Genomic DNA, 23,595 nt, shown 5'->3' with positions numbered 1-23,595 from the left:
TTGCGTTCGCCGTCGGGGAATGGATCTTCCGCTAGAGCGATTTCCGGCCAGATGGAACCGAGCGCATGAGTGATCGTTGTTGCTCTAGTGGCTCTCCTCCGGTGAGATGCGGGGGTTGTCCCGCCGCACCCCGAGCGAGCCGATCAGCTGGATGATGAGCCGCACCAGGATCAACCCGCCCAGCGACAGCAAGACGGTCCCTACGGCGAGCAGCGGATATTCACGCCCAGCCGTATCGATGATGCGATTCGGCAGGTGAATCAACTCGGAACAGACCTCGGCGAACAGGCCGAGGATCAGCACCCCCACGCCCGAGCGGTGGCAGGCCTCGTCGATCCCGTGTTGCCATCGCTCGTCAGGGCGCCCCGCCATCTTGAACACTCCGCGCAGTACGTTGCGCTCCTCGAGCGCCACGCCCCAGCCGATCAAGACAATGGCGATGGTCGACACGGTGTCGACCGCTTCGTTAAAGTCGCGATGTATCCTGATGCTCTCGATCAAGTCGACGACCGACAGCACCAGGGGCCACAGGATGAGAAGGTTGATCGCTGCGATGGAGAGCGGGGAAATCAGAAATCGAAATGGGATCAACAATCTCATTCTTTGCCTGTTCGTCAGCAACACCAAGCGCTCCGGCAATCTCGCGCGCCCATCGCCGTGACGCAACGGTTAGCACGATGAACGGGATGGCGGCACCACGATGACCGACTGGTTATACAGGCTGCCCGAACTGCTGCTGGTCGCGCTGGCGGCCGGCCTGCTTGCGTTGGCCGTCACCCAGCTGCCGCGGCTGGTCCAGCGCGTGCCGTTCCTCGCTCCGACCGAGCCGGGATTCGAGTTCGTCATCCGCATGCAGGCGCCGCTCTTCACCATGACGGCGCTGGTGCTGACCTTCACACTGATCGAGGCGGAGCGTAATTTCCGCCAAGTCGATTCGAACATCACGACCGAGGCGTCGCAGATCAGCCAGCTCGACCGCCTACTGGCGCGGTTCGACGATGCGGACGCCCGGGCCGCCCGGCCGTTACTGCGCGCCTACGCCCAGTCGATCGTCAGGGACGAATGGCCGACGATGCTGCGGCAGGGTCAAGGCAGCGAGAGGGCCCGCCTCGCCTTCACCTCGGTATCGCGCGCGGTGCTGGCGCTCAACCCGGCCGCAGGCCGGCAGGCGCTGATCTTCGCAGAGATGCTGAAGTCGCTCGACGCGATCGCCCAGTCGCGCGACGCGCGGCTCGACAGCGTGGCGGTCGGCCTGCCGGGGATCTACTGGATCGTGATCCTGTTCAGCGTGCTGATGCTGCTGCTGGTCAGCAGCGCGATCCCGCGAACGCCGTTCCGCTCGGCCGTGCTCGCCGCCCAGCTCGCGGTTCTCGGCGCTTTCGTCGGCTTCGTGTTCATCATGGACTCGCCATACAAGGGCGAGAACGCCGTGGCGCCCGACGCGATCTCCCGGGCCCTGGCCGCGATGGAGAAGCGCCAGGGCTAGCTCTTCGTGCTACTTGCGCTCGATCAGCTCGATCTTGTAGCCGTCGGGATCCTCGACGAAAGCGATCACGGTGGTGCCGAACTTCACCGGGCCGGGCGCGCGGGTGACCTTGCCGCCGGCCCTGGTGACGCCCTCGCACAGACCGTAGACGTCCGGCACGCCGACCGCGAGATGACCGAAGCCGCTGCCGAGGTCGTATGGCTTCTCCTGGTCCCAGTTGTAAGTCAGCTCGACGGCGCAATGCTCCTTCTCGTCGCCGTAGCCGACGAAGGCCAGCGTGTACTTGCCTTCCGGCACCTCGCGCTTGCGCAAAAGCTGCATGCCCATCGGGCCGGTGTAGAAGGCCAGCGACTTGTCGAGATCCTTCACCCGGATCATCGTGTGCAGCATGCGGTAGTTGGCGGCGGTATCGGGCATCTTCCCCTCCTACTTGTCGCGGATCATGGCGGCGAAGGTCGCCTCGGCCGCCACCTTGCCGTCGACGATCGCCCGGCCCTCGAAGCGCCAGACATTGCCGCGGCTCTGCACCTTCTTCACGTGCAACTCGAGCCGGTCGCCCGGCATCACCGGGCGGCGGAAGCGCACGCCGTCGATCGACATGAAATAGACCAGCTTACCCTCTGACTCGGCGCCGAAGGTCGCGACCACCAGCACGGCGGCGGTCTGCGCCATCGCCTCGACGATCAGCACGCCCGGCATCACCGGCTCGGACGGGAAATGGCCCTGGAAGAACGGCTCGTTGATGCTGACGTTCTTGATGCCGAGGGCGCTCTCGTTCAGCACCATCTCGGTGACCTTGTCGACCATCAGCATGGGATAGCGGTGCGGGATCATCTGCAGGATCCGCCTGATATCCACCGACGTCGCCGTCGGCGTCGCCATGCTGGTCTTGTCGGTCTGCATGTTCATGTCGACGCCATCTCCGCTCAGAAGCGCGTCCCGAAGCTGAAGCGGAAGTTCTCGGTCTTGTCGAAGTATTCCTTCTGGATCGGGACGGCGTAGTCTACACGGATCGGCCCGAATGGCGATATCCATTGGATACCGAGGCCGCCGGCCACGCGCATCAACTGGCTGTCCAGGATGCTGACCTGGCTCGGGTCGTCGGCGCTGCCCCACAGGGAGCCTATGTCGATGAATGCCTTGCCAAGGATGCCGATCTCCTTGGGCAGGCCGAGCGGGAAGCTTAGCTCGGCAGTGCCCGTATAGTAGTACTTGCCGCCCAACGAGTCGGTGGTGTTGGCGTCGCGCGGGCCAATGCCGCCGACACGGAAGCCGCGCAGCGTGTCGCCGCCGATGAAGAAGCGGTTGTTGAGGCGCAGCGTGGTGTTGTTGAACGGTGCGATGAAGCCGACCGAGCCGCCGATCGAGGCGACGAAGTCCTCGACGATGGTCTGGTAGATCACGCCATCGAACGAGGTGCGGAAATAGTACTCGGTGCCGCCCAGGCCGCCGACCGCCGCCGTGTTGCGCAGCAGCCAGCCCTTGGTAGCGTTGAGGCGAGTGTCGCGGGTGTCCCAGCCGATGGTCGTGGAGACCTCCGACACGATCGAGGAGCCCGACTGGCGCTGCACGATCGACGAAGCCCAAGGCTGGACGTTGTAGATCTCCGACTGGCGGAGCGTGTAGCGCACCTGCTGGCGGGTATGCTCGGTGAAGGCCCAGCCGGTGCGCAGCGCGAAGCCCAGACTGCGGTCGCTGTACGAGGCGATGTTCTGGCGGTCGTTGGAGGTGCGGAAAATGTCGAAGCCGGCCGCGACGTTTCGATCGAGGAAGTACGGCTCGGTGAAGCTCAGGTCGATCAAGGTGCTCAAGGTGCCGAGCGACAGGCCAAGCCGGAGGTCCTGACCCTTGCCGAGCAGGTTGCGCTCGCGGATCGAGACGTCGCCCAGGATGCCCGACGAGGTCGAGAAGCCGGCGCCGAACGAGATTTCGCCGGTGCTCTGCTCGACCACCTGGACCTCGAGGTTGGTCTTGTCCTGCGACGATCCGGGGGCCGCCGAGACGTCGACCTTCTCGAAGAAGCCGAGGTTCTTCAGGCGCTGCTGGCTGCGCCGCACCTTGGCGGTCGAGAAGGCATCGCCCTCAGACAATCGGAACTCGCGGCGGATGACCTTGTCCAGCGTTCGCGTGTTGCCGTAGATGTTGATGCGCTCGACATAGACGCGAGGCCCCTCCTGGACGTCGAACGTCACGTCGACGGTGACGTCGTCCTTGTTGCGCCGGATGTTTGGTCGGACATCGACGAAGGCGTAGCCCAGCGTGCCGACGGCGTCGGCCATCGCCGTCACGGTCTTCTCGACCTCGTCGGCGTCGTACCAGTCGCCCTCGCTCATGGTGAGGTACGTCTTCAGCGTGTCGACATCGAGCCCCTCGAAGCGCGAGGTGACGTCGATCTTGCCGAACTTGTAGCGCTCGCCCTCGCTGATGGTGAAGGTGATGAAGAAGCCCGAGCGGTCGGGCAGCAGCTCGGCCACCGCCGAGACGATGCGGAAGTCGGCGTAGCCCTCCGACAGGTAGAACTTGCGCAGCAGCTCGCGGTCGAGGTTGAGGCGGTCGGGATCGAAGCGGTCGTCCGACGACAGGAAGCGCCACCACGCGCTCTCGGTGGTGCGGATCTTGCCGCGCAGCGTGCCGTCGCTGAAATGCTCGTTGCCGACGAAGCTGATGCGCTTGATGCCGGTGACGTCGCCTTCGTCGATCTCGAACACCAGGTCGACGCGGCCCTGTTCCAGCCGGATGATCTTGGGCTCGACGGTCGCGTTGTAGCGGCCGGTGCGGCGATAGATGGAAAGCAGGCGCTCGACGTCGGACTGCACACGGGCGCGGGTGAAGACCTGGCGCGGCTTGGACTGCACCTCGTCGCGCAGCTTGTCGTCCTCGATCTTGCGATTACCCTCGAAGGCGACGCGATTGAGGATCGGGTTCTCGGTGACGCGCACCACCAGGGTCGAGCCCTGCATGTCGATCACGACGTCGGAGAACAGGCCGGTCGAGAACAGCGCCTTCAGCGAGCGGTCGGCCGCGGCGGCGTCGTACTGCTGCCCTTCCTTGAGCTGCAGATAGGAGCGAATCGTCTCGACCTCGGAGCGGACGTTGCCCTGGATCTGCACGGCAGTGATGGTGCCGCCGGCGGCCGGCCGGGGCGCCAGCGCCGGCCCGCGCTGGGCGGCAGCCGGTACGGCGAAAGCCAGGATCGCGGCGAGAACGAGGACAGCCGAACGAAGAATCACACGCACTCCGCCACCTTCACCGCATGCCATGGACGATGTTCAGAAGGCAGCTTCATAAACCGGCCCAGAAGGGTTCGTCACCCCGTTTTGTCCCCAGCTATAGTGCGAATTGGCGGAGAATCAACTTTATATCGTTGAAGGTGGCGACGAGCGCCATGCCGATCACCAACGCGAAGCCGATTCGCAGCCCAACCTCCTGTGCCTTCAGGCCCAGCGGCCGGCCGCGCACGGCCTCGTACAGGTACATCGCGAGGTGTCCGCCGTCGAGCATCGGAACGGGCAGCAGGTTGAAGACGCCGAGCACGACCGACAGCGCGATCACTAGCTGCAGGATGCCGACCCAACCGCTGTACGAGGCCTCGCCCGCCGCCTTGGCGATGCGGATCGGGCCGCCCAGCTCGTCCACCGGCCGGGCCGCAGTCACGATCTGCGCCATCGACGTATAGAACATCTGGGTCATGCCCCAGACCTGGCGGACGCCGGCGCCCATCGCGCCCAGGATGTCGTGGTTGCGGAATTCGGTGACGCTGGCCGGGCGGATGCGCAGCCGGCCGACGGTCTTCTCCTTGCCGGTGCAGTCGGTGACCTTGTCGGGCTCGGGCACGACCGTGGTCTCGAGGTCCTTGCCGCCGCGATTGTAGGTGATGGTCACCGGCTGGCCGGCCCGTGCGCCGATCAGCTCGGGGATGTGGGTGAAGTGCTGGACCGGCTGGCCGTCGATCTTCTGCAGCACGTCGCCGACCTTCAGCCCGGCCGCCTCGGCCGGGCTGTTGGGCACGAAGCCGCCGACCACCGGGCGGATCAGCGGATCGATGCCCAGCTCGCCGTAGCGCATGGTGTTCTGGTACTTGTCGGTACGCTCGCAGAACTGCGGGACGATCCGCGTCGTCATCAGCTCGCCGTTGCGCTGGAATTCGACCGCCATCGGCGCGGCGAGATTGAGGAACTGCGAGTCCTGGATGTCCTCGAAGCGGTTGATGCGCTTGCCGTTGAGGCCGACGACGATGTCGCCGGTCTTGAGACCCGCCTTGGCCGCCGGCCCGTCGGCCTGCACCGCCAGGATCGCCGGCGAGTAGGGCTCGCCCGCCGCGTAGAACACGCCGGTCAGCAGCAGGACGGCGAACACCAGGTTGGCCGCCGGGCCGCCCAGCACGACCGCGGCGCGGGCATAGAGCGGCTGGTTGAAGAAGGCGCGCTTGCGCTGGTCGGGCGCCAAGGCCTCGGCGTCATGCGTGGCGCTGGCGGCGTCGCTGTCGCCCAGGAACTTGACGTAGCCGCCGAGCGGCACCGCCGAGATCTTCCAGCGCGTGCCGTTGCGATCGGTCCAGCCGATCAGCTCCGGCCCGAAGCCGATCGAAAAGACCTCGGCATGGATGCCGAAGCGCCGCGCGACCCAGTAGTGCCCATACTCGTGGACGAACACGAGCAGCGTCAGCACGAGGACAAAGTACGGCAGGTAAGTCGTGAACAGGCTGACGAAGTTGGGCATGCGTGACTACACCACCAATGACCTTGTAATTCAATGAGTTAGGGCATGGCCGCGAACGGCCTCTTCGGCCCGGCGGCGGGCCTCGAGATCGGCCGCCTGAACCTGCTGCAGCCCGGTGACGGGCCCGCGCAGGCCGGCCGTCACGCTCATGACGTCTTCGACGATGCGGGCGATATCGAGGAAACCGATGCGCCGCGCCAGGAAGGCCGCGACCGCGACCTCATTCGCTGCATTGAGCACCACCGGCGCAAACCCTCCCAGGGCCAAAGCTTCCCGGGCGAGACGTAGCGAAGGAAAACGGCCGGAATCGGGCCGCTCGAAAGTGAGCGGCGCCAGCTTGGTGAAATCGAGCCGCGCCGCCGGGCCGTCGATGCGCGCCGGCCAGCCCAGGGCATGGGCGATCGGTATCCGCATGTCGGGCGTGCCGAGCTGGGCCAGCACCGAGCCGTCGCGGTAGGCGACCATCGAATGGATCACCGACTGCGGATGGACGACGATCTCGATCTGCTCCGCCGGCAGGCCGAACAGCAGGTGCGCCTCGATGTACTCCAGACCCTTGTTCATCATGGTCGCCGAATCGATCGAGATCTTGGCCCCCATGTCCCAGTTGGGATGGGCGAGCGCCTGCTCGGGTGTCGCCTCGGCCATATCTGACAGCGACCAGTTGCGGAACGGTCCACCTGACGCCGTCAAGATGAGGCGATCGATGGCCGCCCGCTGGCCGGGATCGAACACCTGGAAGATGGCGTTGTGCTCTGAATCGACCGGCAAAAGCGCCCCGCCCGATTCGCCGATGGCATCGATCAGGAGGTTGCCGGCGCAGACCAGCGCCTCTTTGTTGGCCAGCGCCACCATGGCACCGCGGCGGGCGGCCACCAGGGTCGGCGCCAAGCCGGCATAGCCAACCACGGCCGCCATCACCCACTCCGCCGGCCGGGACGCCGCCTCGATGACGGCCTCAGGGCCGGCCGCCGCCTCGATCGACGTGCCGGCGAGCGCGTCCTTGAGCGCGCGGTAGCGCTGCGGATTGGCGACCACCGCCATCTTGGCCTTGAGCCGCCGCGCCTGCTCGGCCAGCGCCTCGACCGAATTGCCGGCGACCAGCGCCTCGACCCGGTAGCTGTCGGGCGCACGGGCGATCAGGTCGGCCGTGCTCTGCCCCACCGAACCGGTCGAGCCGACGATGGTGACGTGTCGCGGCGTGTCGGGCGACGGCGGGGTCCAGCGCATCATGCCCATGGCCATTCTCCTCCTGTCAGCAACCGGATGACGGCGATCAGCAGCAGCGCGGCGATCAGCCCGTCGATGCGGTCGAGGATGCCGCCATGACCCGGGATGATGCGACCGCTGTCCTTGACGCCGGCGCGGCGCTTGGCCGCCGATTCCAGCAGGTCGCCGACCTGGGCGACCACCGCGATGGCGGCGCCGGTCACCGCCAGCATCACGGTGTCGCCAGCGTCGAATACAAGGGTGCAGAGTGCGCTCACGACCGCGGACGCGCAAATGCCCCCGATCAGGCCCGACCAGGTCTTGCTCGGGCTGATCGAGGGCGCGAGCTTGGCGCCTCCGGCATAGGAGCCGATGAAATAGGCGCCGATGTCGGTCGCCCAGACGCAGGCCAGGAGCCACAGGATGGTCTCGCGGCCAAAGCCCGGCTGGTGGCGCAGCCACAGCAGCGCCAGAAGGGCCGCGATCGAATAGAGGATGAAGAGCCCGCGGGCGACCGGCCGGCCGCGCGTCAGCCGCAGCCATTCGCCGATCATCAGCGGCGCCACGATCGCCGCCACCACGTCGATCCAGGGAAAGCCGAACCAGACGGCCGCCAACAGCAGCGGCCCCAGCACCACCGCCGACACGATCCGGAGCAGCAGGCCACGGAAGCGCCCCGGCGGGGCGCTAGCTACCGACGCCGCCATAGCGACGCTCACGGCGGCGGAACTCGGCGATGGCGCGCTCGAGATGCTCCTTGCCGAAGTCGGGCCATAGCGTATCGACGAACACGAGCTCGGCGTAGGCACACTGCCAGAGCAGGAAATTGCTGATGCGCTGCTCGCCGCTGGTGCGGATCAGCAGGTCTGGATCGGGCACGCCGGCGGTCAGTAGCTCGCGCTCGAACAGGTTCTCGTCGATCTTCTCCGGCACGACCTCGCCGGCCGCAGCCTTGCGGGCAAGGCTGCGGGTCGCCTGGACGATCTCGTCGCGCGAGCCGTAGTTGATGCAGATGTTGACGTCGATACGGGTGTTGCTACGGGTCCGCTGCTCGGCGTCGGAGATGTCCTTGACGATATCGGGCGCGAGCCGCGTCCGGTCGCCGATCACCCGCAGGCGGGCGCCGTTGCGGCCGAGCTCCTCGAGCTCGTTGCGCAGGTAGTGGCGCAGCAGTCCCATCAGGTCGCTGACCTCGTCGGCCGGGCGCGTCCAGTTCTCGGTCGAGAAGGCGAACAGGGTGAGCACCGGAATGCCGAGCTCGCCGGCACCGCGGATCACCCGCCGCACGGCGTCGGCGCCGCGCCGATGGCCGGCAACGCGCGGCAATCCCCGCGCCTTCGCCCAGCGCCCGTTGCCATCCATAATGATGGCGACGTGGTGTGGGCCTGGCGAAGACTCCGGCCCGGCAGGCAGCGGCGCGGTCGACATCAGACGGTCTTGATCTCTTTTTCCTTGTGGGCGAGCGTCTCGTCGACCTGCTTGACGTAGCGGTCGGTGAGCTTCTGCACCTCGTCGGACTTCTGGCGATGCTCGTCCTGCGAGATCTTGTGGTCCTTCTCGGCCTTCTTGAGCGCTTCCATGCCCTCGCGACGGACGTTGCGCACGGCCACCCGGCCCTGCTCGGCGTACTTGTGCGCGAGCTTGGCGAGCTCGTTGCGGCGCTCGGTGGTGAGCTCGGGAATCGGGATACGGATCAGCTGGCCGTCCGGCGCCGGGTTGAGGCCGAGGCCGGCGTCGCGGATCGCCTTGGCGGTCGGCGTCACCAGTCCCTTGTCCCAAACGCTGACGGTCAGCAGCCGCGGCTCGGGGGCGCTCACCGTGCCGACCTGGTTCAGCGGCATGCGCTGGCCGTAGGCCTCGACCTGCACCGGATCGAGCAGGTTCACCGAAGCACGGCCGGTCCGCAGACCGGTGAACTCCTTCTTGAGCGCGTCCATGGCGCTGCCCATGCGTTTCTCGAGCTCTTTGAGGTCTGTGCTCATTTTCAGCCCTCGTCCTTGATGACGGTGTGGGTGCCCTCGCCCGCCATGGTCTCGGCGAACGAACCGGGCTTGTGGATGTCGAACACGATGATCGGGATCTTGTTCTCGCGCGCGAGAGAGATCGCCGAGGCGTCCATCACCTGCAGGTCCTGTTGCAGGACGTCCATGTAGGTGAGCGTGTCGTAGCGCTTGGCGTTCTTGTCCTTGCGCGGATCGGCCGAGTAGACGCCGTCGACCTGCGTGCCCTTCAGCATCGCATCGACACCCATCTCGGCGGCACGCAGGGCTGCGGCAGTGTCGGTGGTGAAGAACGGGTTGCCGGTGCCGGCAGCGAAGATCACCACCCGGCCCTTCTCCATGTGGCGGGCGGCGCGGCGGCGGATGTAGGGCTCGCAGACCGTGGTCATCGGAATGGCCGACTGTACACGGGTCTGCAGGCCTTGCCGCTCCAAAGCGCTCTGCATGGCCAGTGAATTGATGACCGTGGCCAGCATGCCCATGTAGTCGCCGCTGGCGCGGTCCATGCCCGAGGCTGCCGCCGAGACGCCGCGGAAGATGTTGCCGCCACCGATCACCAGACAGACCTGCACGCCCATCTGGACCACGGTCCTGATCTCTTGCGCGACCATGCCGACCATCTTGGGGTCGAGGCCATATTCCCGCTCGCCCATCAGGCCCTCTCCCGAGAGCTTGAGCAGGACGCGGCGATAACGTGGAGCGGGCGGCATGGAGGCGGCCTCGGTTCAAAGTTTTTGGACGGCGCGGGCTACCCGTGCCCGCGCCGGCCTGCCGTTCATACTACTTCTTGAGTTGCGCGGCCACCTCGGCGGCGAAGTCTTCCGACTTCTTCTCGATGCCCTCGCCCAGTTGGAAGCGCAAGTAGCCCGCGATGCGGACCGCCCCGCCGACCTGCTTGGCGGCATCGTCGACGACCTTGGAAACCCTGGTCTTGCCGTCCATCACGAAGGCCTGCTCGAGCAGCACGACCTCCTGGTGGAACTTGCGGATGCCGCCCTCGACCATCTTGGCGATGATGTCGGCGGCCTTGCCCGACTGGCCGGCCTTCTCGCTCAGCACCGCGCGCTCACGCTCGACCACGGCCTGGTCGAGGTCGGCGACGGTCAGCGACTGCGGGTTGGCCGCGGCCACGTGCATGGCGAGCTGCTTGGCGAGCGGCGCCAGCTGGGCCTTGTCGCCGGTCGACTCGAGCGCCACCAGCACGCCGATCTTGCCGAGATCCGGCGCGACCGAGTTGTGGGTGTAAGCGACCACCACGCCGTCCGAGACCGAGAGCGAGGCCGAGCGGCGCAGGCTCATGTTCTCGCCGATCGTGGCGATCAGGTTGGTGAGCTCGCCCTGCACGTCGCGGCCGGTGCCCGGATAGGCCGCCGCCGCGGTCTTGGCGAGGTCGCCGCCATTGTCGAGCGCGATCCTGGCGACGCTGCCGACGAACTTCTGGAACTGCTCGTTGCGGCCCACGAAGTCGGTCTCGGCGTTGACCTCGACCACGGCGCCCTTGGTGCCGTCGGCGGCGACGCCGACCAGGCCCTCGGCGGCGACGCGGCCGGCCTTCTTGGCGGCGGCCGACAGGCCCTTGGTGCGTAGCCAGTCGATCGCCTTCTCGAGGTCGCCCGCAACCTCGTTCAGCGCCTTCTTGCAATCCATCATGCCGGCGCCGGTCTTCTCGCGCAGATCCTTGACCAGCGATGCGGTGATCTCAGCCATCGTTCAGCTCCATCAGTGCAATGGGGCCGGTCTTGCGACCGGCCCCTGACTTGGTTCGCGGAGGGCCGGCCTACTCGGCCGGCGATGCCTCGGCGCCCGCGCCGTCGGTCTCGGCGGCGGGAACATCGTCGGTCGGCGGCTCGTCGAGCTCGCCCACGTCGCCGCCGGAAGCGGCGATCTCGGCACGGATGCCGTCGAGCACCGCGCCCGACATCAGGTCGCAATACAGCGACACGGCGCGGATCGCGTCGTCGTTGCCCGGGATCGGGAAGTCGACGCCGTCGGGATCGGAGTTGCTGTCGAGCACCGCCACGATCGGAATGCCGCGCTTGCGGGCTTCCTGCACCGCGATAGCTTCCTTGTTGGTGTCGATGATGAACAGCATGTCGGGCGTCCCGCCCATTTCCTTGATGCCGCCCAGCGACCGCTCGAGCTTGTCGCGCTCGCGGGTGAGGTCGAGCTGCTCCTTCTTGGTCAGGCCGACGACGTCGCCCTTGAGGCGGTCATCGAGCTCGCGCAGGCGCTTGATCGAGGCAGAGATGGTCTGCCAGTTGGTGATCATGCCGCCCAGCCAGCGGTGGTTGACGTAGTACTGGCCGCAGCGCTTGGCCGCGTCGGCGACGCGCTCGGAGGCCGCCGCCTTGGTGCCGACGAACAGCACGCGGCCGCCGTTGGACACGACCTGGCGGACCTGCTGTAGCGCCTGCTCCAGCAACGGCACGGTCTTGGTGAGATCGATGATGTGGACCCCGTTGCGCACCCCGAACAGGTACGGCTTCATCTTGGGGTTCCAACGCCGGGTGTGGTGACCGAAATGGACACCCGCTTCCAGCAACTGACGCATCGTAAAAGTCGGCATAGCCATGCCGCAACTCCTTTTCCGGTTAGGCCTCCGCGGGCGTCGTCCCCCGGATGGGGAACACCGGAGCGAGCGGCGGGATGTCTCCCCGTCGACCGCAAACCCGCGTGCGAAGTGGCGCCTATCTAGAGGGTCGGCGGCGGGAAAGCAACCCATTCGATGGAATCCGGCCCGATCTCGGACACCTCGGATGTCGATCCCACAAGGGTTTTATGCGCGAATCCGGGAATCCGGCCCCTCCCCCCTCGGCCGGACAATCCCGGATGGTCCGGACGCCCTAGTGCAAATTGTTGGCGACCTCCTCGGCCAGCTTGAGCAAGGACAGCGGCGCCGAGCCTTCCGCCTTGTTGTTGGCCGTTATCCACACCTTGCGACCAGCCTTGAAGGCCTTGGCCGCCATCCGGGCCAGTATCCGACGGGTCTCGGGGTCCTCGTCGACCAGCTTGTCGAACGGCTCGTAGCGCTGCTTGGCCGCCTGGTAGAGAAAGCCCCGGTGCAGGTTCCAGCGCACGACGAGGTCGCCCGGCGCCTCGCCGTCGAGGACCGACAGCGCCGTCTCCTGCCGCTCTACCTCCGGCATGCGATCGTGCAGGCCGACGCAATAGCGCACGCCCTGATCACGCAGCATCCGCATCAGTCGCGGCGTCAGCAATTCGGCGTTCCGGAGTTCGAGCGCGTACAGCGGCTCCTGCTTGCCAAGCTGCGGAGGCAGCGCCGCGAAGAACGCCTCCAGCCGCTCGATCAGCATCGGCGCCTCCTCGACGAGGCTGCGCGGCAATGGCGACACCTGGAACACCAGCGGCCCCGCCTTCGCGCCCAACCCCTCGAGGCACGGCACGACGAACTCGCGCGCCGCGATGCCGGGATCGAGGAAATGCGGGTTGGGCACCTTCCCGTGCCCGTCCTCGCCACGAATCACCGCGTCGCAGACCAATGCCGGCGCCTTGACGACGAAGGAGAAGTGGTCCGGCGTCTGCATGGCGTAGCGGGCGTACTCGACGGTGGTGATCGGCGCGTAGAAGGTGCGGTCGAGACTCACCGTGCGCAGCAACGGGATCTGGGCGTAGGCCGCCAGGCCCTTCTTGCTGAGCGCGGTCTGCGGATGCACGCCCTCGTAGATGAGGCCGCGCCAGCCGGGGAAGAACCATGACGAGGTGCCCAACCGGATGTCGGTCGGCAGCACCGGCGCCTGCAGCAGCGGCGAGTCCCACGAGGGACGCACCTCGCCGGGTGCGGGCTTGGACCGCTTGGGCTCGCCCGGCTGTTCGAACAGGCTGGGCTGCTGGCTCAATCTCGCTCCATCAACAAATGCTTCCTCCCCATTCATATGGGGAGGAAAGCTACGGCTCAAATTTCCTCCACCTGCGCCACGCCGGGCATGCTGCCGATGATGTCGCGCAGGCCGCCGGCGATCGAATAGGTGCCGGGCAAGGTCACCTCGACCTCGGACTCATCCTTCTCGATCGGCACCACGAGCGTCACGCGGCCGCGTCCCTTCTTGCCGTCCAGCGCCCTGCGCAGCGCCTCGAGCGAGCTCGGATCGCTGATGACGATGCGCAGGCCGGCCGCGGCGTTGGCCACCGCGTCCTCGAGCTTCTCGACCGTCTGCGCCATCAGCTTGACCTGCTCGCCGTCGAGCCGGCCGTCGGCCGAGATCAGCACCGCCTGCCCGGCCTCGAGCAGGTTGCGCTTGGCGCTCAGCACCTCGCTGAACACCGTGAGCTCGAACGCACCCGACTGGTCGGAGCAGCTCACGAAGGCGAAGCGGTTGCCCTTGGCCGAGGTGCGCTCCATGCGGTCGATGACGGTGCCGGCGAGCTTGATGCGTCCCGGCGCGCCGCGCTGGAGCAGCGCCGGCAGGTCGGCGGCGCGGGTCACGCCCAGCCGCTTCAGGCTGACCTCGTACTGCGCCAATGGATGCGACGACAGGTAAAAGCCGATCGCCGAGAATTCCTGCTGAAGCCGCTCCATCGGCGCCCAGTCCGGGACCTTGGGAAGCTGCGGCCGGCGCTGTGCGGTGTCGTCGCCGAACAGGCTGTTCTGGTTGCTGACCCGCGATTCGTGTGTCGCCGCGGAATGGCGCAGCAGCGCCTCGATGGCGCCGAAGGTCTGGGCGCGGTTCTTGTTCAGCGTGTCGAACGCGCCGGCCTTGACGAGACTCTCGACCAGCCGCTTGTTCAACACCTTCTGATCGACCCGCTCGGCCAGGTCGAACAGGTTCTTGAACGGCCCGTTCTCGGCGCGCTCGGCGGCCAGACGGCTCATGGCGTCGCGGCCGACACCCTTGATGGCGGCGAGCGCGTAACGGATCGCCTTCTTGCCTTCGGGCGTGACCTCGACGGTGAACTCATCGGTCGACCTGGTGACGTCGGGCGGCAGCAGCTCGACGCCAACCTTCTCGAGGTCGCGCCGATAGCCGTTCAGCTTGTCGGCGTTGCCCATATCGAGGGTCATGGTCGCTGCGAAGAACTCGACCGGATGGTTCGCCTTCAGATACGCCGTCTGGTAGCAGACCAGCGCGTAGGCGGCAGCGTGGCTCTTGTTGAAGCCGTAGCCTGCGAATTTGTCGACCTGGTCGAAGATCGACGAGGCCCTGTCCTTCTTGACGCCGTTCTTCTCGGCGCCCTCAATGAAGCTCTGCCGCTGGGCGTCCATCTCGGCCTTGATCTTCTTGCCCATGGCGCGGCGCAGCAGGTCGGCGCCGCCCAGCGTGTAGCCGGACAGCACCTGGGCGATCTGCATCACCTGCTCCTGGTAGATCATGACGCCGTAGGTTTCCTTCAGGATCCCCTCGAGCATCGGATGCAGGTAGTCGGGCGTCTCCTCGCCGTGCTTGCGCTTGATGTAGCTCGGGATGTTCTCCATCGGGCCGGGGCGGTAGAGCGCGACCACGGCGATGATGTCCTCGAAGCGGTCGGGTCTGAGCTTGCGCAGCACGTCGCGCATGCCGTTGCCTTCGAGCTGGAACACCCCGGATCCGTCGCCGCGGGCCAGCAATTCGAAGGTCTTCTTGTCGTCGAGCGGCAGCTTGGCGATGTCGATCTTGTCGCGGCCGATCAGGTCGCAGGCCTTCTCGATCACCGTCAGCGTCTTGAGGCCGAGGAAGTCGAACTTCACCAGCCCGGCCGGCTCGACCCACTTCATGTTGAACTGCGTCGCCGGCAGGGAGTCGCGGCTGTCGGTATCGCGGAACAGCGGCACCAGCTGGTCGAGCGGCCGGTCGCCGATCACCACGCCGGCCGCGTGGGTCGAGGCGTTGCGGTAGAGGCCCTCGAGCTGCAGCGCCAGGTCGATCAGGCGCTTGATCTCCTCATCCGCCTCGTACTGGTCCTTGAGGAGTTGCTCGGTCTCCAGCGCCTTGGCGAGCGTCACCGGGTTGGCCGGGTTGTTCGGCACCAGCTTGCAGATGCGGTCGACCTGACCGTAGGGCATGCCGAGCACGCGGCCGACGTCGCGCAGCACCGCGCGCGCCTGCAGCTTGCCGAAGGTGATGATGGCGGCGACGCGGTCGTGGCCGTACTCGTCGCGCACGTAGCGGATCACGCGGTCGCGCTTGTCCTGGCAGAAGTCGATATCGAAGTCCGGCATCGACACGCGCTCGGGATTGAGGAAGCGCTCGAACAGCAGCCCCCAGCGCAATGGATCGAGGTCGGTGATCTTGAGCGACCAAGCGACCAGCGAGCCCGCACCCGAGCCACGGCCCGGCCCGACCGGCACGTCGTGGTCCTTTGCCCACTGGATGAAGTCGGCGACGATCAGGAAGTAGCCGGCGAACCCCATCTTCTCGATCATGTCGAGCTCGTAGACGAGCCGCTCCTCGTACGTCTTGAAGTCGATGTCGGCGGCCAGCCGATCGGCGGCACGCAGCTCCTCGAGACCGGTGCGCGCGAGATGGCGCAGCGCCTCGCCCTCGGTGCGGCCGTCGAGCTTGGTGTAGCTCGGCAGGATCGGCTTGCGCGGCTCCGGCATGTAGGCGCAGCGCTGCGCCACGACCAGGGTGTTGTCGCAAGCCTCCGGCAGGTCGGCGAAGACCTCGCGCATCTGCTGCGCCGACTTGAAGTAGTGCTCGGGCGTCAGCCGGCGGCGGTTGGGATCCTCGATATGCGCGCCCTGCTCGATGCACAACAGCACGTCGTGCGCCCCGTACATCGCCGCCTTGGGATAATGCACGTCGTTGGTGCCGATCAGCGGCAGGCCTTTGGCATAGGCGAGATCGATCAGAGGCGCCTCGATGCGGCGCTCGTTGTCCTCGCCGTGGCGCTGCACCTCGAGATAGAGACGGCCGTCGAACAGCTTCGCCAGCCGATCGACCTGGTGCTGCGCCGCCGGCCCCTGCCCCGCGCCCAGCAGGCGGCCGAGCTGGCTCGAGGGGCTGCCGGTGAAGGCCAGCAGGCCCGAGGTGTGGCCGACCAGCTCGTCGAACGGCAGCGCCGCGGTCGAGCCGGTCTTGAAGTCGAGATGGGCGCGGCTCACCAACCGCATCAGGTTGAGGTAACCTTCCTCGTTCTGGACCAGCAGGGTCAGCCAGTCGACCGACGGCAGCTTGTTGGAGGCGATGCCGCCCTCTTCCTCGCGGCGGATCGCGAGATCGACACCGACGATCGGCTGGATGCCGGCCTTGGCGGCGTACTGGGAGAACTCCAGCGCACCGAACAGGTTGTTGCGGTCGGTGACGGCGACCGCAGGCATGGCGTTTTCTTTGGCCAGGCCCACGATCTTGTCGACCTTGTTCGCGCCTTCGGTGAGCGAATAGGCGGACCGGACCTTGAGATGGATGAAGTCAGCGAGGGGCACACCCCACTATGGCTCCCATATGTTGTGGAAAACGAGGCATGAATCAGGGCCGCACCACCGTCATCTTGAAAGGCCCGGTATTGCCCGCTGCATGGGCCACGGCTTCGTTGACCTTGTCCAAGGGGAACTCGGTCACCGCGAAGTCTTCCAGCCGGATCAGGCCCGAGCGGATCAGCCCGATCATGCGCTGGGTGGCGTCGCGCGGATACATCCACTGGCCCCGGATCTCGATGCATTCCCGCATCATCCAGGCATAAGGCAGCGCCACGTCGTCCCGGATGCCGCCCATCAGGATGGCGCGTCCGCAGGGCCGCACCGCCAGCACCGCGGCGCGCACCCAGCTCGATTCAGCCATCGGCGGCAGCAGGTCGAGGACGCAGTCGACCGGCCCGTCGGCTGCCCTTTGCATCTGCCGGCGGTCGTCCTCCTCGTTGCCGGTCATCTTCACCGTCCGCACGCGGTTGCCGAAGCGGCGCTCGAGATCGGCCAGCGCCGCCTCGTTGCGGCCCGTCGCGACCACCGACGCGCCCATCGCGACACCGACCGCCACGCCGGCGCTGCCGAAGGCGCCGGTGGCGCCGTTGACCAGCACGGTCTCGCCCGCCGCCAGCCGGCCGGCCAGCAATCCCCCGTAGGGGATGAGCAGCGTGCCGAGCGCGCACCAGCGGCCGGCGTCGGCGGCATCGATGGCGCCGATCAGGCTGATATTCTCGGTCGGCACCCTCACCTGCTGGGCAAAGGCGCCGTCGTGATAGTGGCGCTGCAGGCGCAGCGCCGCCTGGCTGCCCGCGGTCAGGCCCTGCAGGATGATGTCGGGCGACACCGTGTCGTCGCGCGAGCGGACGGTCGGGTCGATCGACACCCAGTCGCCAACCGCGAGCCGTGTGGCGTCCGGACCGACCGCGCGTACCCGGCCGACGCCGCCTGGACCCGGCACGATCGGCAGCTCCAGCAGGTACTGCCGCTCGCCGCTGAACACCTCGCCGGCATACGCGAGCATGCGGGTGGCGACGACATCGACGATCACCTCGCCGGTGCCGAGCACGGGGTCGGGCACGCTTTCGACGGCGAGCGGCGCGCCGAGCGCCTTGAGGACGGCTGCTTTCATGGATCACCTCGATTTGGGGATGGCCCATTGTGCCGCCGCGACCTATGGTCATTCAGACCTGGTATTATCCTGGGATTAAAAGACCTATGGACGCACGGCGCACCGAACTCGGTGATTTCCTCCGCTCCCGGCGGCAGCGACTGCGACCCGAGGCCGTCGGCCTGCCGGCGACGCGCCGGCGGCGCACGCCCGGCCTGCGCCGCGAGGAAGTAGCTGAGTTGGCCGGCATCGGCGTCGACTGGTACGTCCGGCTGGAACAGGGCCGCGACGTCAACCCGTCGCTGATGACCATCGATGCCCTCGCCCGCGCGCTGAAGCTCGGCAAGAGCGAGCACAATCATCTGCGTTCGCTCGCCCGCCACGGCGACCAGCGCGCCTTCGCCAGGGAGATCGTGCCCGAGGCGGTCCTGCGCGTGGTCCAGAGCCTGCCGCATCCGGCTTATGTCTCGGGGCGGCGCTGGGACGTGCTGGCCTGGAACGACGCAGCCGACAAGATCTTCGCCTGGGGGCGCATCCCCGAGGGCGACCGCAACACCCTGCTCTGCATGCTGACCAATCCGATGACCCGCCGGCTGTTCGGCAACAGCTGGGCCGACGAGGCGCGGCGCATGGTGGCGCAGTTCCGCAAAACGCATGACCTGTGGGCCGGCGATCCCGCCTTCATCGAGTTGCTCGGCCGGCTGCGCGACGGCAGCGCCGAGTTCGCAAGCTGGTGGAAGGCACACGACATCCGCGACGCCGCCGCCGGCGTCAAGCGCATGGCGCACCCGAAGAAGGGCGTGCTGCGCTTCCAGCACGCCTCGTTCCAATGCAACGACGATCCGGGCCTGAAGCTGGTGATCTACACGCCTCTGTCGTCCTGAGCGTAGCGAAGGACCTAGCGGACCGACCAGCGATTCTGTCGAAGCGCTAGATCCTTCGCTTCGCTCAGGATGACAGAATGCCGTCCCTGATCCGCACCGTGCGGTCCATGCGGGCGGCGAGCTCGGAGTTGTGGGTCGCGATCAGCGCGGCCATGCCGGTCTCGCGCACCAGCGCCAGGAGCTGGCGAAACACCGTTTCCGCGGTCGAAGCATCGAGGTTGCCGGTCGGCTCGTCGGCCAGCAGCACGCGCGGGGCATTGGCGACGGCGCGGGCGATCGCGACCCGCTGCTGCTCGCCGCCGGACAGCCGGCCCGGACGATGATCCGCCCGCTCCTTGAGACCGACCATCGACAGCAGGGCGTCGGCACGCACCCGCGATTCGCTGCGCGACAGGCCGTTCAACATCTGCGGCAGCATCACGTTCTCCAGCGCCGAGAACTCCGGCAGCAGGTGGTGGTACTGGTAGACGAAGCCCAGGAACTTGCGCCGCAGTGCGGTTCGCGCGCCGTCGCCCGCCTTGCCGGCCGACTTGCCGTCGACGACGACGTCGCCGCCGTCGGGCCGCTCGAGCAGGCCCGCGATGTGCAGCAGGGTCGACTTGCCGCTGCCCGACTGACCGACCAGCGCCACGATCTCGCCGGCCTTGAGGCCGAGCGAGATGCCGCGCAGCACCTCGAGCTTGCGGTCGCCCTGCTGAAAGGTGCGCCTGATGTCGCGCAGGGAAAGAGGAAAACCGTCACTCATTGCGCAAGGCCTCGACCGGTTCGATCCGCGTGCTGCGCCAGGCGGGATAGGCGGCGGCGGCCAGCGACAGCACCAGGGCGATCGCAATCACGGTCAGCACCTCGCCGGTCTGCACGCGCACCGGGGCGGAGGTGATGAACTCGATCTCCACCCAGTTGCCGTTCTGGCCGGCGCCGAGGCTGCCGATGAAATGCGCGATCGGCACGATATTGCCGCAGACCACCAGGCCGAGCGCGGTGCCCGCCAGGGTGCCGACGAGGCCGACCGCCGCGGCCGACATGAAGAAGGCCCGCACGATGGTGCCGGGCGCCGCGCCCATGGTGCGCAGGATGGCGATGCTGCCGCGCTTGACCCGCACCAGCATGGTGAAGCTCGCGACCACGTTCATCGCCGCCACCAGCACGATCAGGGTCAGGATGATGAACATCATGACCCGCTCGACCTGCAGGGCGCCGACGAAGCGGGCGTTCAGGGTCTGCCAGTCGGCGACCTTGAGGTCGTCGCGCTTCAGGGTCCTGCGGATGGTTTCGGCGACCTGCGGTGCGCGGTTGGCGTCGGCGAGGTCGAGATCGATCGAGCTGACGGTGCGGTTGTCGTATTCGAGGTCTTCCTGCAGCATCCGGAGCGGCACGAAGACCAGGGCGTTGTCGAACTCGTAACGCTTGGTCAGGAAGCTCGCCAGCACCTCGTAGTCGGCATAGCGCGGCGCGATGGTGCCCGACTGGTTGAGGCGATGGGTCGTCACCGTGATCTTGTCGCCGATGCCGATGCCCAGGGCCTGGCGCAGGCGCTCGCCGATCACCACGCCGGGCCTGGTATCGAAGGCGCCGAGCTCGCCCTGCACGATGTTCCTGGTCACGATCTCGCGCGAGGTCAGGTCCTCCACCCGCACGCCGCGCAGCAGCCCGCCTCGGGTCTGGCCGGCCGGGTTGCCGACCAGCGCCTGGCGCTCGAGCGTCAGCCGCACCGTCTTGACCTCCGGCACGCCGCGCAGCGCCGCCAGCAGCTCGGGCGAGGTCTGCAGCAGGCCGCCGTCCCTGGCGGTGATGACGATGTGGCCGTTCATGCCGATCAGCCGGCCGATCAGGCTGGCGCGGAAGCCGCCCATCACCGACAGCACGACAATGAGCGTGGCGACGCCGAGCGCGATGCCGATCAGGGAGAAGATCGCGATGAAGGACACGAAGCCCTCGCGCTGGCGGGTCGCGAGATAGCGCCAGGCGAGCCAGCGTTCGACGGCCCCGTTTCTGGCCTGGTCACTCACGGCGCAGCCCTTCCACCGGGTCGAGCCGCGCGGCGCGGAACGCCGGATAGAGCGAGGCGACCAGGGCGAAGACCAGCGCCATGCCGGCGATCACCGCCACCTCCTGCCAGGTGATGTGCGCGGGCATCTCGGCCAGCAGGTACAGGGTCTCGTCGAACAGCACGAGGCCGAAAGTGTGCTGCAGCCACTGCCGGATCGCCTCGATGTTCAGGGCGAAGGCCAGCCCCAGCACGACGCCGATCAGCGCGCCGATGCCGCCGATCGCCAGGCCATCGAGCAGGAACAGCCGCAGGATCGTGCCGCGTGTGGCGCCCATGGTGCGCAGGATGGCGATGTCGCCGGTCTTGGTGCGCACCAGCATGACCAGGCTGGAGACGATGTTGAAGGCCGCCACCAGCACGATCATGGTCAGCACGATGAACAGCACGTTGGTCTGACCCTGGATGGCGGCGAAGAATCCGAAGTTTGCCTGGAACCAGTCGAACACCCAGCCCTGCAGCCCGACCACCTGGGCAACCTGGCGCTTGGCCGGCCCCAGTGGCGTGCCTTCGGCCAGGAAGAGCTCGATGGTCGTGACCCTGTCGCCCATCGCCAGCAGGCGCTGCACCTCGGGCAGCGGCGCGTAGACGAAGTTCGAATCGTAGTCGTACATGCCGGCGCAGAAGATTGCCGTCACCTCGGCCATCGCCGAGCGCGGCATGACGCCGAGCGGCGTGGCGATCGACACCGGCGAGACGATCTGCAGCCGGTCGCCGACCTTGAGCCCCATCAGGTCGGCGAAGCGCCTGCCGACCGCGACGGTGAAGCCGTCGCCGAAGTCCTTGAGCGTGCCCCAGTCGATGGCCCTGCCGTCGTCGCTGCGGCAGAGGTTGCGATAGCGCTCGCGGGTGGCGGGCGAGCCGTCGATCGCCGCCGCGAGCGGGGTGCGGGCGCGGAAGTCGTCCGGCGTCATGCCGCGGATCAGCACGCCCCTCACCTTCTCGCCGGCGACCGTGATCACCTGGCCCTCGGCCGCGGGCGTCGCCGAGCGCACGCCCGCGATGGCGCGCAGCTTGGTCAGCAGCTCGGGCGTGGCCTGCAGGCCGTCGCGGTTGCCCTGGACGCCGAGCTGGCCGCTGATGCTCGCCATCTGGCGCAGCATCTCGAGCTGGAAGCCGTTCATCACGGCCATCACCACGATCAGCGTGCCAACGCCGAGCGCGATCCCGACCAGCGAGAAGCCGGCGATCACCGAAATGAAGCCTTCCTCGCGGCGGGCACGCAGGTAGCGGAAGGCGATCAGGCGCTCGACTGAGGCGAAGGCCACTACCGTCGTCCCGACCGGAGCCGAGCGCAGCGAGGCGAAGCGGAGGGACCTATTCCGTCACTGCTTGCCGCCAGAACAGGTCCCTCGACTGCGCAGCCCCGCGGGCTGCTTCGCTCGGGACGACGAATCATGCGAGCCGGCTAACGACCTGGTCGGCCGGAAGTTCCTCGCGGTTGCCGGTCTTGCGGTTCTTCACCTCGATCTTGCCGGCGGCGAGGCCCTTGGGGCCGACGATCACCTGCCAGGGGATGCCGATCAGGTCCATGTCGGCGAACTTGCCGCCCGGGCGGATGTCGCGGTCGTCGTGCAGCACCTCGACGCCCTTCGCCTTGAAGGCATCGTAGAGCTTGGTGCAGGCGCCGGCGACGGCGCCGTCGTCGGGCTTGAGGTTGACGATCGCCACCTTGAACGGCGCCACCGACTCCGGCCAGACGATGCCGGCTTCGTCGTGGCTCGCCTCGATGATGCCGCCGACCAGGCGCGACACGCCGATGCCGTAGGATCCCATCTCGACCGTCACCTGCTCGCCCTTCGGGCCGGCGACGACGGCGTTCATCGGCTTGGAGTACTTGGTGCCGAAATAGAAGATGTGGCCGACCTCGATGCCGCGCGCGGCCAGCCGCTCGCCCTCGGGGATCTGCTCGAAGGCGGCCTTGTCGTGCATCTCGTCGGTCGCGGCGTAGAGAGAGGTCCATTCGTTGACCAGCGGCTGCAGGTCACCGCCATAGGCGATCGTGCGCGCGAGGATGTCCTTGTCGACCAGGCCCTTGTGGCAGAACACCGCGCTCTCGCCGGTGTCGGCCAGCACGATGAACTCGTGGCTGAGGTCGCCGCCGATCGGGCCGGTGTCGGCGCGCATCGGGATCGCTTTCAGGCCCATGCGCGCGAAGGTGCGCAGGTAGGCCACGAACATCCTGTTGTACGAGCGGATCGCACCCGCCTTGTCGAGGTCGAAGGAATAGTTGTCCTTCATCAGGAACTCGCGGCCGCGCATCACGCCGAAGCGCGGCCGGACCTCGTCGCGGAACTTCCACTGGATGTGATAGAGGTTCTTCGGCAGGTCGCGGTAGCTCTTCACGCCGTCGCGGAAGAGCACGGTGATCATCTCCTCGTTGGTTGGGCCGTAGAGCATCTCGCGGTCGCCGCGGTCCTTGATGCGCAGCATCTCGGGGCCGTAGGCGTCATAGCGGCCGCTCTCGCGCCACAGGTCGGCCGACTGGATGGTCGGCATCAGCACTTCCTGGGCGCCCGCGGCGTCCTGCTCCTCGCGCACGATGCGCTCGATGTTCCTCAGCACCCGAAGCCCGAGCGGCAGCCAGGCATAGATGCCGGCGCTGGTCTGGCGGATCAGGCCCGCACGCAGCATCAGCCGGTGCGAGACGATCTGCGCCTCCGAGGGGTTCTCCTTCAGGGTGGGCAGGAAATACTGGCTCATTCGCATGGCGGCGGACTGTAGGGAACGCTGTGGACAAAGGCAAACTGCGACGCTTGACGGCTGGTTTTGCACAGGACGATGCCCGCACACTGCAGCAATT

21 protein-coding genes are annotated in these 23,595 nt (G+C 67.3%); 2 read left to right on the top strand and 19 right to left on the bottom strand.

The window, feature by feature from the left end; genetic code table 11:
• Positions 1-84: 84 nt before the first annotated feature.
• Positions 85-624: a hypothetical protein gene (locus J0J01_RS09985; protein WP_296380126.1), complete on the bottom strand. Its 540-nt coding sequence runs from the start codon at positions 622-624 to the stop codon at positions 85-87.
• A gap of 76 nt (positions 625-700) precedes the next feature.
• Between J0J01_RS09985 and J0J01_RS09980 the strand changes: the two genes are divergently transcribed.
• Complete coding sequence (locus J0J01_RS09980) at positions 701-1,486, top strand: DUF4239 domain-containing protein (RefSeq protein WP_296380125.1); 786 nt, start codon at positions 701-703, stop codon at positions 1,484-1,486.
• Positions 1,487-1,495: 9 nt separating this feature from the next.
• Here J0J01_RS09980 and gloA read toward each other — a convergent pair whose 3' ends face one another.
• From gloA to J0J01_RS09910, 14 genes are all read right to left on the bottom strand, one after another.
• Positions 1,496-1,903 (bottom strand): lactoylglutathione lyase, encoded by a 408-nt coding sequence (gene gloA / locus J0J01_RS09975; RefSeq protein ID WP_296380124.1) that lies wholly within the window; start codon positions 1,901-1,903, stop codon positions 1,496-1,498.
• Positions 1,904-1,912: 9 nt separating this feature from the next.
• On the bottom strand, positions 1,913-2,395 hold the full coding sequence (fabZ, locus tag J0J01_RS09970; RefSeq protein ID WP_296380123.1) for a 3-hydroxyacyl-ACP dehydratase FabZ: 483 nt from the start codon (positions 2,393-2,395) through the stop codon (positions 1,913-1,915).
• Positions 2,396-2,412: 17 nt separating this feature from the next.
• Positions 2,413-4,716 carry an outer membrane protein assembly factor BamA gene (gene bamA / locus J0J01_RS09965; protein ID WP_296380122.1) on the bottom strand — a complete coding sequence of 768 codons (2,304 nt, stop codon included), beginning with the start codon at positions 4,714-4,716 and terminating at the stop codon, positions 2,413-2,415.
• Positions 4,717-4,813: 97 nt separating this feature from the next.
• Positions 4,814-6,205 carry an RIP metalloprotease RseP gene (gene rseP, locus J0J01_RS09960; RefSeq protein ID WP_296380121.1) on the bottom strand — a complete coding sequence of 464 codons (1,392 nt, stop codon included), beginning with the start codon at positions 6,203-6,205 and terminating at the stop codon, positions 4,814-4,816.
• A gap of 30 nt (positions 6,206-6,235) precedes the next feature.
• The gene (gene dxr, locus J0J01_RS09955; protein ID WP_296380120.1) at positions 6,236-7,438 is read right to left on the bottom strand and encodes a 1-deoxy-D-xylulose-5-phosphate reductoisomerase; all 1,203 of its coding nucleotides are present in this window, start codon (positions 7,436-7,438) and stop codon (positions 6,236-6,238) included.
• A complete protein-coding gene (locus J0J01_RS09950; RefSeq protein ID WP_296380119.1) occupies positions 7,435-8,133 on the bottom strand; it encodes a CDP-archaeol synthase in 699 nt (232 codons plus the stop codon). Before J0J01_RS09950 ends, dxr begins: the two co-directional genes overlap by 4 nt.
• Positions 8,102-8,842, bottom strand: coding sequence for an isoprenyl transferase (locus J0J01_RS09945; RefSeq protein ID WP_296380118.1), 741 nt, complete (start codon positions 8,840-8,842; stop codon positions 8,102-8,104). The genes J0J01_RS09950 and J0J01_RS09945 overlap by 32 nt, the downstream gene beginning before the upstream one ends.
• Entirely contained in the window at positions 8,842-9,396 is a 555-nt protein-coding gene (gene frr / locus J0J01_RS09940; RefSeq protein ID WP_296380117.1) for a ribosome recycling factor, read from the bottom strand. Before frr ends, J0J01_RS09945 begins: the two co-directional genes overlap by 1 nt.
• Before the next feature lie 2 nt (positions 9,397-9,398).
• Positions 9,399-10,124, bottom strand: coding sequence for a UMP kinase (gene pyrH / locus J0J01_RS09935; RefSeq protein ID WP_296380116.1), 726 nt, complete (start codon positions 10,122-10,124; stop codon positions 9,399-9,401).
• 70 nt (positions 10,125-10,194) lie between these two features.
• On the bottom strand, positions 10,195-11,121 hold the full coding sequence (gene tsf, locus J0J01_RS09930) for a translation elongation factor Ts (protein WP_296380115.1): 927 nt from the start codon (positions 11,119-11,121) through the stop codon (positions 10,195-10,197).
• Between the two features lie 70 nt (positions 11,122-11,191).
• On the bottom strand, positions 11,192-11,986 hold the full coding sequence (gene rpsB, locus J0J01_RS09925; protein WP_296380114.1) for a 30S ribosomal protein S2: 795 nt from the start codon (positions 11,984-11,986) through the stop codon (positions 11,192-11,194).
• Positions 11,987-12,257: 271 nt separating this feature from the next.
• Positions 12,258-13,271 carry a DUF72 domain-containing protein gene (locus J0J01_RS09920; RefSeq protein ID WP_296380113.1) on the bottom strand — a complete coding sequence of 338 codons (1,014 nt, stop codon included), beginning with the start codon at positions 13,269-13,271 and terminating at the stop codon, positions 12,258-12,260.
• Positions 13,272-13,327: 56 nt separating this feature from the next.
• Positions 13,328-16,774 carry a DNA polymerase III subunit alpha gene (dnaE, locus tag J0J01_RS09915; RefSeq protein ID WP_296380112.1) on the bottom strand — a complete coding sequence of 1,149 codons (3,447 nt, stop codon included), beginning with the start codon at positions 16,772-16,774 and terminating at the stop codon, positions 13,328-13,330.
• Between the two features lie 43 nt (positions 16,775-16,817).
• Positions 16,818-17,882 (bottom strand): alcohol dehydrogenase catalytic domain-containing protein, encoded by a 1,065-nt coding sequence (locus tag J0J01_RS09910; protein ID WP_296380111.1) that lies wholly within the window; start codon positions 17,880-17,882, stop codon positions 16,818-16,820.
• An 86-nt stretch (positions 17,883-17,968) separates the two neighbouring features.
• Here J0J01_RS09910 and J0J01_RS09905 point away from each other — a divergent pair, with 86 nt between their 5' ends.
• Entirely contained in the window at positions 17,969-18,745 is a 777-nt protein-coding gene (locus tag J0J01_RS09905) for a helix-turn-helix transcriptional regulator (RefSeq protein ID WP_296380110.1), read from the top strand.
• 64 nt (positions 18,746-18,809) lie between these two features.
• On the opposite strand, the gene J0J01_RS09900 is transcribed toward J0J01_RS09905, so the two are convergent.
• The 4 genes from J0J01_RS09900 to proS all read right to left on the bottom strand — a co-directional run bounded on the left by J0J01_RS09900 (position 18,810) and on the right by proS (position 23,501).
• Positions 18,810-19,490, bottom strand: coding sequence for an ABC transporter ATP-binding protein (locus tag J0J01_RS09900; protein ID WP_296380109.1), 681 nt, complete (start codon positions 19,488-19,490; stop codon positions 18,810-18,812).
• Positions 19,483-20,754 (bottom strand): ABC transporter permease, encoded by a 1,272-nt coding sequence (locus J0J01_RS09895; RefSeq protein ID WP_296380108.1) that lies wholly within the window; start codon positions 20,752-20,754, stop codon positions 19,483-19,485. Before J0J01_RS09895 ends, J0J01_RS09900 begins: the two co-directional genes overlap by 8 nt.
• Positions 20,747-22,060, bottom strand: a complete 1,314-nt coding sequence (locus J0J01_RS09890) for an FtsX-like permease family protein (RefSeq protein ID WP_296380107.1) — start codon at positions 22,058-22,060, stop codon at positions 20,747-20,749. Before J0J01_RS09890 ends, J0J01_RS09895 begins: the two co-directional genes overlap by 8 nt.
• A 127-nt stretch (positions 22,061-22,187) precedes the next feature.
• Positions 22,188-23,501: a proline--tRNA ligase gene (proS, locus tag J0J01_RS09885; RefSeq protein WP_296380106.1), complete on the bottom strand. Its 1,314-nt coding sequence runs from the start codon at positions 23,499-23,501 to the stop codon at positions 22,188-22,190.
• Positions 23,502-23,595 lie beyond the last annotated feature (94 nt).

The organism is Reyranella sp., assembly GCF_017305915.1.
Lineage (GTDB): Bacteria > Pseudomonadota > Alphaproteobacteria > Reyranellales > Reyranellaceae > Reyranella.
The sequence above is the reverse complement of the archived record's forward strand: the minus strand, read 5'-3'. Positions and strand labels throughout refer to the sequence as shown.